Here is a 13780-nt window from a genome sequence, read left to right on the forward strand (position 1 = left end):
GGAACGATGCTCGAGATCCGATCCGCGCGTAAAGTGTTCTACAAGGGCCAGCCCGACGAGAAGGTCGCGCTGGACGGTCTCAGCCTGTCGCTGGCCACAGGCGAGTTCGGCATCGTCATCGGCTCCAACGGGGCGGGCAAGAGCAGCATGCTCAACGCCATTTCCGGCGCTCTGATCCTCGATTCCGGCCAGATCCTGATCAATGGCGCCGATGTGACAGACATGCCGGTGCACCAGCGCGCCGCGAAACTGGCCCGCGTGTTCCAGGATCCGATGCGCGGCACCGCCGCGAGCATGACAGTTGCGGAAAACATGCTGCTGGCTGATTTGCGCAGCAGCAAGCGCACCTTGCGCCAGGGACTGAACGCCACCCGGCTTGCGTCCTACAAGGAACGCCTGTCGATACTGGGCCTCGGCCTTGAAAACCGCCTAGACACACGCGTCGACCTGCTCTCGGGTGGACAGCGGCAGTCGCTGTCGCTGATCATGGCGGTCGGCGGATCGCCGGATTTGCTGCTGCTCGACGAGCATACCGCAGCGCTCGACCCGCGCACGGCCGAGATCGTCATGCAGGCAACGGTGCGCGCCGTCAGGGCACTGAAGCTGACGACTTTGATGGTGACCCACAACATGCAGCATGCCGTCGACTACGGCAGCCGGGTGATCATGCTCGACGCGGGCCGCGTGCTCCTGGAGGTCGCCGGCGAAGAGAAGGCGAGGGTCACGGTTATCGATCTGATCGGCCATTTCTCCGTCAAGACCGACCGCATGCTGCTGGCGAACTGATCATCATGGGCTTCATTCAGGAGGTTCTCACCAGCTTCGTCGCGATCATGCCGGTCACCCTGGCGCAAAGCCTGATACTGGCCTTTGTCGTGCTCGGGATCATGATCCCGTTCCGTATGCTGAATTTTCCCGATCTCACCAGCGAAGGCGCTTTTCCGCTGGGCGGCTGCGTCTGCGGCGTTCTCCTTGCCGCCGGCGCATCGCCGCTGATGGGCGTCGCCGCGGCCCTTGTTGCCGGCTTCGCGGCGGGCTGTTGCACCGCCTTCATCCATCTGCGTTTCCGCATCCACACGCTTCTTGCGGGCATTCTGATGATGACGATGCTCTACAGCATCAACCTTCGGATCATGGGCAAATCCAATCTCTCCGTCTTCGGCTCGCCGGCGGTGTTCGACTGGGTACCGTTCGCGCGGCCTGGGTTCCCGGCCAGCAAGATCATCGTCGCGGGGCTTCTCGCGCTTGTCGCCTTCATGCTGCTCTACATGTTCTTCAGGACCGAGAAGGGGACTGCCGTGCGCGCCGTGGGCGCCAATCCTGACATGGCCGAGGCGCAAGGCATCAATGTCTGGGCTGCGACCATAGGCGGTGTCGGGCTGGCGAGCGCTTTTTCGGCATCGAGCGGCGCGCTGATGGTGCAGTCGCAAGGGTTCGCCGACGTCAATATGGGTCTAGGCATTCTCATCAACGGCCTTGCCGCGCTGATGATTGGCGAGGCCGTCGTCGGCAAGCAGACGGTCTGGCGTCAGCTGCTGGCGCCCTTCGCCGGGGCGATCATCTACTACCAGCTGGTGTCGTTCTGCCTTGCCGCCGGCATGCCGCCGCCTGATCTGAAGCTTGCCACGGGCCTGTTCGTGCTGGCCATGCTTGCCTTGCCCAGCCTCAAGCGTGGCCGCGGGCCGGCGCCAGCACGCGAAGCGATCCGTGAATAACCAGGCGTGAAAAATCAGGGAATGTCACAAATGATGCGTGCAACGCTCGATCTCGCAGCCGTCGAAGCCATGGATGCGGCGGACCCACTGCGTGCCATGCGCGACCGGTTCATTTTGCCGAAAGGCGTCATCTATCTAGACGGCAATTCGTTGGGCGCGGCGGCTCCCGCGGTCTTCAGCGAGCTGCAGAAGGCTGCGACGCAGGAGTGGGCACAGGATTTGATCCGTGCCTGGAACACCGCCGGCTGGTTCGACATGCCGGTCGCGCTTGGCGATCAGCTGGGACGGCTGATCGGTGCGGCGGCGGGGCAGACGGTGGTGTGCGATACGACCTCGATCAACATCTACAAGGTGCTGCATGCCGCGCTTGGCATGCGGCCGGACCGGTCGGTTATCGTCGCCGAAGGCGACAGCTTTCCAACCGACCTCTACATGGCCGAAGGCGTAGCCTCGACGCGACCCGGCACCGTGTTGCGGCTAGAGGGCGTGGATGCGCCGACGATTGAGGACCTGATCGACGAACGCGTCGCCGTCATCCTGGTCAACCATGTCAACTACAAATCCGGACAGCTGCGTGACATGGCCGCGCTGACGCGCAAAGCCCATGAGGTCGGCGCGCTGATCGTCTGGGATCTCTGCCATACGGCCGGCGCCTTGCCGGTCGAGCTCGACAGCGCCAATGCCGATTTCGCCATCGGCTGCACGTACAAATACCTCAACGGCGGTCCGGGCGCGCCAGCCTTCATCTACGCCGCCGAGCGTCATCACGACAAAGTCCAGCAACCGCTCAGTGGTTGGTGGGGTCACGCGCGGCCCTTCGCCTTCGAACAGGGCTATGCTGCGGGCAGTGGCATCCGCCGGTTCCTGTGCGGCACGCAGCCCGTCTTGTCGATGCGGGCGCTGAGGGGGGCGCTGGATGTCTGGGACGATGTCGACATGGCGGCGGTGCGCAAGAAGAGCATCGCGCTCACCGACCTGTTCATCCAGCTCGTCGAGACCAGATGCGGCGCCTACGGCCTGGAGCTGGAAAGCCCGCGCGACGGCAATGCGCGTGGCAGCCAGGTTTCGTTCATTCACCCACATGGCTACCAGGTGATGCGGGCCCTGATCGAGCGCGGCGTGATCGGCGATTTCCGCGCGCCGTCGACGATCCGCTTTGGCTTCACGCCGCTCTATGTCGGTTACACCGATGTCTGGCAGGCGGTCGAGGTGCTGGAAGATATCCTGCGCACCGGTGCCTGGAAGGATGTGCGCTTCGCGGTCAAGACTGCTGTTACGTGAGCAGTCAAAGCCGGGTACGGACGTTCCAGAGTTCTGGAAACAGGACGACCTCGAGCATCTTCTTGAGATAGGAGGCGCCCGATGTGCCGCCGGTGCCGCGCTTCAGGCCGATGATGCGTTCCACCGTGGTGACGTGGTTGAAGCGCCAGCGGCGGAAATAGTCCTCGAAATCGACCAGCTTCTCGGCCAGTTCGTAGAACATCCAGTAGCGTTGCGGATCGCGGTAGATGGTCTGCCAGGCTACGAGGACTTCTTCGTTCTCGGTCCGCGTCTCGCGCCAGTCCGCGCGCTTTGCGTCCGCTCCAATGTCGAAGCCGTTGCGTGCCAGAAGCAGCAGCGCTTCGTCGTAGAGCGACGGCTCGGTCAGGATTGCCTCCAGTTTGGCGCTGAGGTCCGGCAGGTGCTTGTGCGGTCCCAGCATGGCGAGGTTGCGATTGCCGGCCATGAACTCGATGGCGCGATACTGCCAGGACTGGAAACCCGAGGACTGGCCGAGCGCATCGCGGAACTCGGTGTATTCGCTTGGTGTCATGGTCCGCAGCACGTCCCAGGCGTTGTTCAGCTGTTCGAAAATGCGGGCGACGCGCGACAGCATCTTGAAGCTCGGCTCAAGCCGGTCGGCGCGGATGGAGCGGATCGCGGCACCGATCTCGTGCAAGGCGAGCTTCATCCAGAGTTCCGATGTCTGATGCTGGATGATGAACAGCATTTCGTCATGCGCCGACGACAGCGGCGCCTGCGCGTCGAGCACTTTCTCCAGGTGCAGATAATCGCTGTAGGACATGCGTTCCTTGAACGACATCTCAGCACCTTCGGACGCCGGATCGTAGGGTTCGCTCAATTGATTTTCTCCGTACGCAGCCGGAAGCGCTGGATCTTGCCGGTCTGGGTCTTGGGCAGAGCGGCGATGAATTTGACCGATCGTGGGTATTTATAGGGCGCGATGGTTGCCTTGACATGGTCCTGCAGGCGCTTGACGGTCATCGCGTCTGGCGCCACGCCTTGCGCCAGCACGACATGCGCCTCGACGATCTGGCCGCGCTCGCCATCCTCGGCGCCGATGACGGCGCATTCGGCGACATTGGGATGCGACAGCAGCGCCGCCTCGACTTCGGGGCCGGCAATGTTGTAGCCGGCGCTGACGATCATGTCGTCGGAACGCGCGGCGAAGTGGAAGAAGCCGTCCTCGTCCTGCGTGAAGGTGTCGCCGGTGAGGTTCCAGCCGTCGCGCACATAGTCCTTCTGCCTGTCATCGGCCATGTAGCGGCAGCCGGTCGGGCCGCGCACCGCCAGCCGTCCGGGCTCGCCGCGCGGCACCTCGTGCATCTCGTCGTCGACGATGCGCGCCTCGTAACCGCCGACCGGCTTGCCGGTCGAACCCGGCTTCCTGTCGTCAAAGCGGTTGGAGATGAAAATGTGCAGCATTTCGGTGGCGCCGATGCCGTCGAGGATCGGTTTGCCGGTCTTTCTCGTCCACTCTTCGAAGACCGGAGCCGGCAAGGTCTCGCCGGCCGAGACGGCGACGCGCAGCGATGACAGATCAGCGCCTTCGTCCATGGCCTTCAGCATTGCCCGGTAGGCGGTCGGCGCGGTGAAGGAAATGGTCGCTTTGTAGGTCTCGATGATGTGGATCATGTTGGGCGGCGTTGCCTGTTCCAGCAGCGTCGCCGCCGCGCCGAAGCGCAGCGGAAAGATGGCCAGCCCGCCAAGGCCGAAGGTGAAGGCGAGCGGTGGCGAGCCGACGAAGATGTCGTCCGGCGTCACCTGCAGGACTTCACGGGCGTAGGCATCGGCGATGATCAGCAGATCGCGGTGGAAATGCATCGTCGCCTTCGGCACGCCCGTGGTGCCCGAAGTGAAGCCGAGCAGGGCGACGTCGTCGCGGCCGGTGTTGACGGCGGTGAATGTGACTGACTTGTCGAGAGCGGCGCGATCGAGCTCGGCATCATGGTTTGCGGTGCCATCGAAGCCGATCACCTGCTTCAGGAACGCGCTGTCCTTGGCGCAGGCGGTCATCTCGTCCATCAGTCTGGTGTCGCAGAGCGCGGTCGTGATCTCGGCCTTGTCGACGATCTTGGTGAGTTCACCGGCGCGCAGCATCGGCATGGTGTTGACGACGACGGCGCCGACCTTGGTGGCGGCAAGCCAGCAGGCAACCATTGCCGGGTTGTTGGCGGAGCGGATCAGCACCCGGTTGCCCGGCTCGACGCCATAATTCTCGACCAGCGCGTGGGCGAGCCGGTTCGTCCAGTCGGACAGTTCCTTGTAGGTGCGGCGGCGGCCGTTGCCGATCAGGGCGGTGTGGTCGCCGAGGCCCTTCTCGACCAGCCTGTCGGTCAGTTCGACCCCGGCATTGAGATGTTCTGGGTAGTCGAAGCCGTCGAGCAGAAAGTCGGGCCATTGCTCGGGCGGCGGCAGATGATCGCGCGTGAACGTGTCGGTATGCGCTGAAGGCCCAAGCATGTCGCCGCTATCCCTGTCTGCTGCGCGGCCAGCGTGCGGGAGCACCTGGCCGGAGGCGGTGGATCTGAATTCCTGTCTCTCGCGAAAGGCTTCGTGCGGCCGGCAAACACCCTGTCGAAATGCCACCGCAAAGGCGATCACCGACACGTTCGGACAGCACAGCGGACCTCCCATTTTTTGTCGGCTGTTCTGCAGGCAGGATCGCACCAGTCGAAATTTGTTTCAAGCCTAAAATGTTCTGCCCTGGAGCATTGACGCATGACATGGCGGCGGCCACTGCTACTGTTGAAACGAAGCCGCTTCGGGGGAGGGTGCCGATGCTCGACCATCGCATTGCCGATTGGAACAATGCCTACGCCAACGGCGCCAATATCGCCGGCAGCGACCGTTGGCCGGCCGCCTGGGCGGAACCCGCGCAAGCGTTCCGCGATGCGCTGTCGGCGCAGGGCCGGGCACGCATCGACATCGCCTATGGCGATCGGCCGCGCAATCGGTTCGACCTGTTCCTTCCCAAGGCCGCCCCCAGGGGACTCGTGGTGTTCATCCATGGCGGCTATTGGATGGAGACCGACAAGAGCTTGTGGTCGCATCTCGCCGGTGGCGGGGTCGGCAACGGTTTTGCCGTGGCCATGCCGTCCTACACGCGGTGCCCGGACATACGCATTGCCGGTATCGTCAACGAAATCGGCGCGGCGATCGGCAAGGCCGCGACAATGGTCGACGGGCCGCTGATGCTGACCGGACATTCGGCCGGCGGACATCTCGCCAGCCGCATGGTGACGACATCAACGCCTTTGGCGGCCGATGTCGCGCGGCGCATACGCCATGTCGTTTCGATTTCAGGCTTGCACGATTTGCGTCCGCTGATGCGCACCGACATGAACGCAGCGCTGAAAATCGATGAGCATGAGGCGCTGACGGAAAGCCCGGCACTGCTGCGGCCCATGGACGGTGTCCGTATCACCTGCTGGGCCGGCGGCGGGGAGCGTTCCGAGTTCCTGCGCCAGAATGCGTTGCTGGCCAACATCTGGACCGGGTTGGGTGCCGCCACCAGCGCCGTGGTCGAGCCCGATCGGCATCATTACGACGTTGTCGATGGCCTTGCCGACCCTGCGCACGCGTTGACGCGGACCTTGATCTCGGAATAGCCCGGACCATTTTTTTGCGGTTGTCCGCTATTTAGGAGACAATTCTTCAGCGTAACATCAGAACGCTGCAAACGTCTCCGGCAGCGGATGCAGGGGCAAATGGCGGCCGTACGACCAGCCCGTTGGCGTCGGCCAGCATCCTCAGCATCGAGGAATCTTGGATGCCGAACGGCGTTGCCACCAGTTCGCCGTGGTCTTCCCTGACCACCGCCCGCACATAATCCTGGCGCAGATCATTGGCCGGCATTGCGGTGCCCAGCCGTGCTTGACGGATGTCCTGACGGTAGGCGCGACCGCCCAGCCTTGCCAGAAGCGGCTTCAGGAACAATTGCGAGCAGACCAGGCTTGCCACCGGATTGCCGGGCAGGCCGATGCATCTGATATCGCCGAGGAGTCCGAACATCAGCGGCTTGCCGGGACGCATGGCGATCTTCCAGAAGCCGAGGGTCATGCCTTCGCCAGTTAGCACGTCATGGATCAGGTCGTGGTCGCCGACCGAGGCGCCGCCCAGCGTGACGATGACATTGGCGCCCGCCGCAACCGCTTTCCTGACCAGGGCGGCGATGGCGTCCTTGCGGTCCGCGGCAATACCGAGATCGAGCGCGCGGGCACTGACCGACTGTGCCGCCGCGGCGACGCCATAGGCGTTGGACGAGATGATCTGGTCCGGCCCGAGTTCGCTGCCGGGCGGCAGCAACTCGTCGCCGGTGGCGATGATGGCGACCAGCGGCCGTTTCACCACGTTCACTCGGGGGTGGTTGGCCGATGCCGCCAGCGAAAGGGCTGCCGGGTCCAACACGCGCCCCTTTTCCAGCAAGAGGTCGCCCTTGGAAAAGTCGAGGCCGACACGGCGGATGTTGCGCCATTCTACGGTAGGCTCGATCACTTCGATGTCGCCGCCGCCAAGATCCCGGACGTTTTCCTGGATGACGATGGTGTCGGCGCCGTCAGGCAGCGGTGCGCCGGTGAAGATGCGCACGGCTTGTGCCCGCCCGACCGTGCCGTCAAAGCCACGCCCGGCCGGCGCCATGCCGATCACCGAGAGTTTCGACGGCACCGACGCCACGTCGGCGGCTTGTACTGCATAGCCGTCCATGGCCGAAGTGTTGAACGGCGGCTGGGTGCGAAGCGCTGCGACTGGTTCCGCCAGCACACGATCGGCAGCCTCGATGAGAGGAACGCTTTCGCCGCCCAGCGGCACGGCGCCATCAAGCAGGCGTTCGAGCGCCTCCGCGACGGGAACCAGCGCCATCAGGCACTCGCCTTGTAGTCGCCGGACTTGCCGCCCGTCTTTTCGACCAGCCGGATACCTGAGATGACCATGGCGCGGTCCACCGCCTTGGCCATGTCGTAAATGGTCAAGCAGGCTACGGAAGCGGCGGTCAGCGCTTCCATTTCGACCCCGGTCTTGCCGGTGACGCGCGCCAGGGCAGTGACCTTCAGGCCCGGCAGCGCATGATCAGGCTCGATGTCGACGGAGACCTTGGTCAACAGCAGAGGATGGCAGAGCGGGATCAGCTCATGCGTCTTCTTCGCCGCCATGATACCGGCGATGCGCGCGGTGCCGAGCACATCGCCCTTCTTGGCGTTGCCGGCGAGAATGGTCTTCAATGTCTCGGGCTGCATGGAGACAAAGCCTTCGGCGATCGCGGTGCGCGTCGTCTGTTCCTTGTCGCCGACATCGACCATGTTGGCCTCGCCCTGCGCGCCAAGGTGCGTGAGGTTGGCCGCCACGATCAGATCGCCTCGGCTATTGCCTTGCCCGTCAGGAGCAAGCGCGTCGCGGCGGCGACGTCCTGTTGCCGCATCAGGCTTTCGCCGACGAGGAAGGTGCCGATGCCGCTCTTCCGCATCCTGAGACAATCGTCATGGGTGAAGATGCCGCTCTCGCTGACCAGTAGGCGACCGGCGGGTACCATCGCCGCCAGCCGCTCGGATGTCTCGAGGCTGGTCTCGAACGTTCTCAGATTGCGGTTATTGATGCCGATCAGCCGCGACGACAATTTCAACGCGCGTTCCGTCTCGGCCTCGTCGTGCACCTCGATGAGTGCATCCATGCCGAGTTCGAACGCGGTCGTTTCCAACTCATGCGCCAAGGCGTCGTCAACACTGGCCATGATGATCAGGATGGCGTCCGCGCCCCAGGCGCGGGCTTCATGGACCTGGTAGGGATCGAACAGGAAATCCTTGCGTAGCGCGGGCAGGGCGACGGCTGCTCTTCCCCGGGTGAGGAATTCCGGCGCGCCCTGAAAAGACGGCCCGTCCGTCAGTACGGAAAGGCAGGCGGCGCCGCCTTTCTCATAGGCCTTCGCCAATGCCGGCGGATCGAAATCGGCACGGATCAACCCTTTGGACGGACTTGCCTTCTTGATCTCGGCGATCAGTGCGAAGCCGCCCGACCTGCGCTTCGCTTCGAGCGCGGCGAGAAAGCCGCGCGGTGCGTCCGCGTCCTTCGCGCGCGCCTTGATCTCGGCCAGCGGCACGCGTGCCTTGGCGGCGGCTATCTCGTCGCGCTTGTAGGCTTCGATCTTGCGCAGAATGTCAGACACGGTTCACCCGTTCGAAATTTCGACCAGCCGGTCGAGCACTTGCAGCGCCCGGCCGCTGTCGATCGCCTGCGCGGCGATGGCGATGCCGTCGCCGAGCGTCGTCGCCTTGCCCGCAATCACCAGTCCGGCGCCGGCATTCATCAACACGGTGTCGCGATAGGCGCCGGCGGCGCCGCTCAGCATGTCGCGCAAGGCCTTGGCGTTGTAGGCGGCATCGCCGCCGCGCAACTCATCCTTGGTATGGCGCTTCAGTCCAACCTCTTCCGGGGTCAGGATGAAGCTGCGGATCTCGCCGCCAACCAGTTCGGCGACCAGCGTCTCGCCTGTGGTGGTGATCTCGTCATAGCCATCGCCATGCGCGACCCAGGCATGCTCGGTACCGAGCGCCTTCAGCGTCTCGGCCACCGGCATGACCCATTCCGGCAGGAACACACCGACCATCTGCCGTTTCACCCCGGCCGGATTGGAGAGGGGCCCAAGCAGGTTGAAGATGGTGCGGGTGCCGAGCTCGACGCGGGTCGGGCCGACATGCTTCATCGCCGGATGGTGCGCCGGCGCGAACATGAAGCCGACGCCAGCCTCGTGGATGCAGCGGCCGATGAACTCGGGCGAGAGATCGATCTTGACGCCGAGCGCGATCAGCACATCGGCCGCGCCGGTCAGCGAGGACAGGCCGCGATTGCCGTGCTTGGCGACGGGAACGCCGCTGGCGGCGATAACAAACGCAGATCCCGTCGAAATGTTGACACTGTGGGAATTGTCGCCGCCCGTGCCGACGATATCAATGGCGCCGGCGGGTGCCTCGACGCGAAGCATCTTGGCACGCATCGTCGCGACAGCGCCAGAAATCTCGCTCACGGTTTCACCGCGCACCCGTAGTGCCATCAGGAAACCACCGATCTGGCCCGGAGTCGCGTCACCCGACATGATGATGTCGAAAGCCTCCCGCGCCTCCTCGAAGGACAGGGCGGTACCGGTCGCGACCTTGGCGATATGGGTTTTCAGCGCGCTCATCTTGTCGAGGCTTGCGCAATGGCGGCCTGGTCGACCCGAACGTCGTACTGTGTCTGCAACTGCGCCACCAATTGGTCGAGCAGGTCGTCGGACATGCCGGAGGTGAAGGATTTCTGCGCGTCCTCCGGCACCGAGCTGGCATCGGCCCCTGCGGGTTCGAACACTTCGGCGACCTTGAACAGGATTTGGCCGTCGCCTGTGGGCGAGGGGATCAACCCGGTACCGCCTTCGCCGACGCCGAACATCACGGCGGCGCCCTCCTTGCCGAAATCGGCATCATCGGCTTCGCGCTTCAAGCCGCGCTTGGTCTGCTTTTCCAGCTTGAGGTCCCCGGCGATGACGTCCAGCGTGGCGCCGGCCTTGAGCCGCTTCTCAAGTTCGTCCGCCTTGGCGGCGAGCCGCTTGGTGATCTCGGCTGCCGTCCAATCGGCGACAACTTTCTGGCGCACCTCATCAAGAGTGCGGTCGCGAGCCGGCGTGATAGAGCTAACCTCATAGAAGACGAAACCGTTGTCCGCCGTGGTCAGCGCCTCATTTTCGGTGTTGGGTTCCGCATCGAAGACGGCCTTGATTAGCGACGGCGATTCCGGCAGGTCCTTGACGACGGAGCCATCGGGCCGCAATCCGTTGCGATCGATGGCGTCGATGGTGATGTCCTTAAGCTTCAATTTGGCGGCCGCGTCCGCCAGCGAACTGCCCGATGCACGGGTGTCCTCATAACTGTCGTGCACATCCAGAAGGATGCGGCTTGCCTCACCCAGCGCCAGGTCCTTGCGGATCTGGTCGGACACTTCGGCGAGCGGCTTCACCACCTCGGGCTTGATTTCGGTGACGCGCAGCAGCACCGGACCGAAGGTGCCCTGGACGACTGGGCTGACTTCATTGACGTTGAGCGCGAAGGCGGCATCGGCAACCGCCTTGTCGGCGATCTTGTCCTTGGCAAGGGTGCCAAGCAGCGTGTCGGCCGGGGTCTTGCCCTCGGCGGTCACCAGCTTGTCGAAGGTGGCGCCGGCCTTGAGCGAATCGAGTGCTGCCTTGGCGGCATCCGGCGTCTTGAACACAAGTTGCTCGATCGTACGCATTTCGGGCGTGGTGTAGCGTGCCTTGTTCTTGTTGTAGTCGTCACGGAGCTGCTGGTCGGTGATCGCGGTCGTATCCATGATGTCCGCCGGCTCGAGGCGGACATAGGAAAATTTGCGGTATTCAGGTGCGGCGTAGGTCTTCTTGTTAGCCTCGAAATAAGCCTGGAGCACGCTGTCGCTCGGCGCCTCGATCGGCTCGACCAGCGTCTTTGGCAATGTCAAATAGTCGATGGTGCGGTCTTCGCCGCGGTAGAGCGCGACCGCCTTGAAGAATGTGTCCGGCGCCTTGAGGCCATCCGAGACCGCCTCAACGATCTGCTGGCGCACCGCCACCTGGGCGCGGTTCTTCAGGTAATCCTCGGGCCGCATGCCAACCTCGCGCAGCATGTAGTCGAATGTCCTTCGGTCGAACTGACCGCCAGGGCCCTTGAAAGCCGGATCTTCGCGGGTGAGTTCGGCCAGCCGGTCCTTGGAGAGGCCGAGGCCCAGCTTGCGTGCCTGTTCGTCGAGAACGGCACCGGAGACGAGTTGCGCCAGCACCTGATTGTCGATGCCGAGCGCCTTTGCTTGTTCATGAGTGAGGCGCTGACCGAACTGCTGCGACATGACGGCGAGCTGGCGGTCATAGGCAAGGCGGTATTCGTTGATCGATACCTTGGTTCCACCAGCGGTTATCACCGAATCGTGGCCCGCAAAGCCGCCCATGAGCTTTCCGGATATGCCCCAGGCAGCGAAACTGACCACCAGCAGCGAAAGCAGCGTCTTCGCGACCCAGGTACCCGCCGCGCTTCTCAATATACCAAGCATGGTTACTTCCGATTTATGCGCATTTTCGCATGCGCCGAGTCTGAAACAAGCGCAATAGCGCCCTTCCGGTCCACTGTCGATTGCTTTGTGGCCTGATTTTGGTAGTGAGGGCCAGAGCCTGATATTGCCCGGAGAAGCACACCATGACGCCAGGAATTCGCCCGCTTGTCGCCGGCAACTGGAAAATGAACGGCACCAGCGCCTCGCTCAACGAACTCAGGATGATCGGCAACGGTTTCATGAGTGGGCTCGACGCCGAGACCGAAGCACTTGTCTGTGTTCCCGCGACCCTGCTTTCCCATGCCGCGGAGATCCTGTCGCGCACGCCGGTTCATGCGGGCGGTGAGGACTGCCACACCAAGGAAAGCGGCGCCTATACCGGTTGCATCTCCGCGGAGATGCTGAAGGACGCGGGTGCGAGCCATGTCATCGTCGGTCACTCCGAATGCCGCGAACAGAGCGGCGAGGACGATGCGACGGTCCAGGCCAAGGCCACCGCGGCCTGGCGTGCAGGGCTCGTGGCCATCGTTTGCATCGGCGAGACGCAGCAGCAGCGTGAAGCCGGCGCCACGCTGGATGTACTTTCGCGCCAGGTCGAAGGCTCGGTGCCGCCGAGCGCCACGCCGTCCAATACCATTATCGCCTACGAGCCGGTGTGGGCGATCGGCACCGGCCTGACGCCAACGGCGACCGATGTGGCCGAGGCGCATGCGCATATCCGCGAAAAGCTGTCGGAAAAGCTGGGGACCGCCGCTGCCAGGATGCGCATTCTCTATGGCGGCTCGGTCAAGCCGTCCAACGCCGTGGAGCTGCTGGGCGTCCGGAACGTCGATGGCGGGCTGGTCGGCGGCGCCAGCCTGAAAGCAGCTGATTTCCTGGCCATCGCCGAGGCCTATCGCAGCATTGCAGGCTGAGATCCCTGACGATGGGCGGGTCTCGTCCCGTCCAAATTCGTTGCAAAGGACGCGTTGCTTCCCATATTCCGGCCACGGGCTTGGAAATGCCGTGAAAGCATTGTATTGAGCCGCCTCCAATTCACCGGCCGTGTCCGCGGCCGGCCAGGGCCTTGCCAGGATAAACTATGCAAACCGTACTGATCGTCATCCATCTCATGGTCGTGCTCGCCCTTGTCGGCGTGGTGCTGCTGCAGCGCTCCGAAGGCGGCGGTCTCGGCATTGGTGGCGGATCGGGCTTCATGACGGCGCGGGGCGCGGCGAACGCGTTGACCCGGGCGACGGCGATCCTGGCGGCAGCATTCTTCGTGACGTCGCTGACCTTGTCGATCATCGCCCGCTACGGCGAGAAGCCGATCGACATTCTCGATCGGGTTCCCGCGACCTCGAGCGGTGCCGGCAAGGGTGTGCTCAATCAATTGCCTGGCACCACCACCCCGGCTCCCGCCGGCAACACCACGCCGACGCCGCCGTCCGGAAACGACACTGCGGCAAAGCCTCCGGCAACGGCCCCCACCGCGCCCGCAGCAACGCCGCCTGCGACCAATGGAACCACCGGCACAGCGCCAGCGGCGCCCCAGGTTCCGAACCAGTAATCTCTCACTTTTCCAAAACGCGATCTGTGTTCGTTTGAACACAGTCGCGGCAAATGCTGCGCGATCACGAAGATTCGACGGGCAGCAGCGCGGTCTCGCGCTTGAGGCATCCGCGCTTATTCGACTATAGATTGCACGCGGCATTTTCGGCGTCCTTGGGGGACGCCGGGCG

13 protein-coding genes are annotated in these 13780 nt (G+C 63.8%); 6 read left to right on the top strand and 7 right to left on the bottom strand.

Features of this window, described 5'->3' with window-relative positions; genetic code table 11:
- The first annotated feature begins 6 nt into the window (after window positions 1-6).
- Genes C7I87_RS14315 through kynU form a run of 3 tightly spaced genes read left to right on the top strand, consistent with a single transcriptional unit; the run spans window position 7 to window position 2996 of the window.
- Entirely contained in the window at window positions 7-786 is a 780-nt protein-coding gene (locus C7I87_RS14315; protein ID WP_149904819.1) for an ABC transporter ATP-binding protein, read from the top strand.
- A 5-nt stretch (window positions 787-791) separates the two neighbouring features.
- Window positions 792-1715 (top strand): ABC transporter permease, encoded by a 924-nt coding sequence (locus tag C7I87_RS14320; RefSeq protein ID WP_149904820.1) that lies wholly within the window; start codon window positions 792-794, stop codon window positions 1713-1715.
- Between the two features lie 33 nt (window positions 1716-1748).
- On the top strand, window positions 1749-2996 hold the full coding sequence (gene kynU, locus C7I87_RS14325; RefSeq protein WP_149904923.1) for a kynureninase: 1248 nt from the start codon (window positions 1749-1751) through the stop codon (window positions 2994-2996).
- Window positions 2997-3000: 4 nt separating this feature from the next.
- Here kynU and kynA read toward each other — a convergent pair whose 3' ends face one another.
- Both kynA and C7I87_RS14335 read right to left on the bottom strand, forming a co-directional pair.
- Window positions 3001-3837, bottom strand: coding sequence for a tryptophan 2,3-dioxygenase (kynA, locus tag C7I87_RS14330; protein WP_149904821.1), 837 nt, complete (start codon window positions 3835-3837; stop codon window positions 3001-3003).
- Window positions 3834-5459: an AMP-binding protein gene (locus tag C7I87_RS14335; RefSeq protein WP_149904822.1), complete on the bottom strand. Its 1626-nt coding sequence runs from the start codon at window positions 5457-5459 to the stop codon at window positions 3834-3836. The genes kynA and C7I87_RS14335 overlap by 4 nt, the downstream gene beginning before the upstream one ends.
- A 317-nt stretch (window positions 5460-5776) precedes the next feature.
- On the opposite strand from C7I87_RS14335, the gene C7I87_RS14340 reads away from it, so the two are divergent.
- Window positions 5777-6607, top strand: coding sequence for an alpha/beta hydrolase (locus C7I87_RS14340; protein WP_149904823.1), 831 nt, complete (start codon window positions 5777-5779; stop codon window positions 6605-6607).
- Window positions 6608-6653: 46 nt separating this feature from the next.
- Here C7I87_RS14340 and glp read toward each other — a convergent pair whose 3' ends face one another.
- From glp to C7I87_RS14365, 5 genes are read right to left on the bottom strand one after another with little or no spacing between them, the layout of a single operon-like run.
- Window positions 6654-7859, bottom strand: a complete 1206-nt coding sequence (glp, locus tag C7I87_RS14345; protein WP_149904824.1) for a molybdopterin molybdotransferase MoeA — start codon at window positions 7857-7859, stop codon at window positions 6654-6656.
- Window positions 7859-8341: a cyclic pyranopterin monophosphate synthase MoaC gene (gene moaC, locus C7I87_RS14350; RefSeq protein WP_149904825.1), complete on the bottom strand. Its 483-nt coding sequence runs from the start codon at window positions 8339-8341 to the stop codon at window positions 7859-7861. The genes glp and moaC overlap by 1 nt, the downstream gene beginning before the upstream one ends.
- A 2-nt stretch (window positions 8342-8343) precedes the next feature.
- Window positions 8344-9156, bottom strand: coding sequence for an indole-3-glycerol phosphate synthase TrpC (trpC, locus tag C7I87_RS14355; protein WP_149904826.1), 813 nt, complete (start codon window positions 9154-9156; stop codon window positions 8344-8346).
- A 3-nt stretch (window positions 9157-9159) separates the two neighbouring features.
- Window positions 9160-10170, bottom strand: coding sequence for an anthranilate phosphoribosyltransferase (gene trpD, locus C7I87_RS14360; protein ID WP_149904827.1), 1011 nt, complete (start codon window positions 10168-10170; stop codon window positions 9160-9162).
- Window positions 10167-12059 (bottom strand): SurA N-terminal domain-containing protein, encoded by a 1893-nt coding sequence (locus tag C7I87_RS14365; RefSeq protein ID WP_149904828.1) that lies wholly within the window; start codon window positions 12057-12059, stop codon window positions 10167-10169. The genes trpD and C7I87_RS14365 overlap by 4 nt, the downstream gene beginning before the upstream one ends.
- Before the next feature lie 143 nt (window positions 12060-12202).
- Here C7I87_RS14365 and tpiA point away from each other — a divergent pair, with 143 nt between their 5' ends.
- The gene (tpiA, locus tag C7I87_RS14370) at window positions 12203-12973 is read left to right on the top strand and encodes a triose-phosphate isomerase (RefSeq protein WP_149904829.1); all 771 of its coding nucleotides are present in this window, start codon (window positions 12203-12205) and stop codon (window positions 12971-12973) included.
- A 167-nt stretch (window positions 12974-13140) separates the two neighbouring features.
- Window positions 13141-13608, top strand: a complete 468-nt coding sequence (gene secG, locus C7I87_RS14375; protein WP_149904830.1) for a preprotein translocase subunit SecG — start codon at window positions 13141-13143, stop codon at window positions 13606-13608.
- Window positions 13609-13780: the final 172 nt, after the last annotated feature.

This window comes from Mesorhizobium sp. SARCC-RB16n, assembly GCF_008520305.1.
GTDB lineage: Bacteria > Pseudomonadota > Alphaproteobacteria > Rhizobiales > Rhizobiaceae > Mesorhizobium.

Coding starts and splice junctions, on each gene's coding strand:
- C7I87_RS14315 (WP_149904819.1), top strand. CDS start 7: ATGCTCGAGATCCGATCCGCGCGTAAAGTGTTCTACAAGGGCCAGCCC.
- C7I87_RS14320 (WP_149904820.1), top strand. CDS start 792: ATGGGCTTCATTCAGGAGGTTCTCACCAGCTTCGTCGCGATCATGCCG.
- kynU (WP_149904923.1), top strand. CDS start 1,749: ATGCGTGCAACGCTCGATCTCGCAGCCGTCGAAGCCATGGATGCGGCG.
- C7I87_RS14335 (WP_149904822.1), bottom strand. CDS start 5,459: ATGCTTGGGCCTTCAGCGCATACCGACACGTTCACGCGCGATCATCTG.
- C7I87_RS14340 (WP_149904823.1), top strand. CDS start 5,777: ATGCTCGACCATCGCATTGCCGATTGGAACAATGCCTACGCCAACGGC.
- glp (WP_149904824.1), bottom strand. CDS start 7,859: ATGGCGCTGGTTCCCGTCGCGGAGGCGCTCGAACGCCTGCTTGATGGC.
- trpD (WP_149904827.1), bottom strand. CDS start 10,170: ATGAGCGCGCTGAAAACCCATATCGCCAAGGTCGCGACCGGTACCGCC.
- C7I87_RS14365 (WP_149904828.1), bottom strand. CDS start 12,059: ATGCTTGGTATATTGAGAAGCGCGGCGGGTACCTGGGTCGCGAAGACG.
- tpiA (WP_149904829.1), top strand. CDS start 12,203: ATGACGCCAGGAATTCGCCCGCTTGTCGCCGGCAACTGGAAAATGAAC.
- secG (WP_149904830.1), top strand. CDS start 13,141: ATGCAAACCGTACTGATCGTCATCCATCTCATGGTCGTGCTCGCCCTT.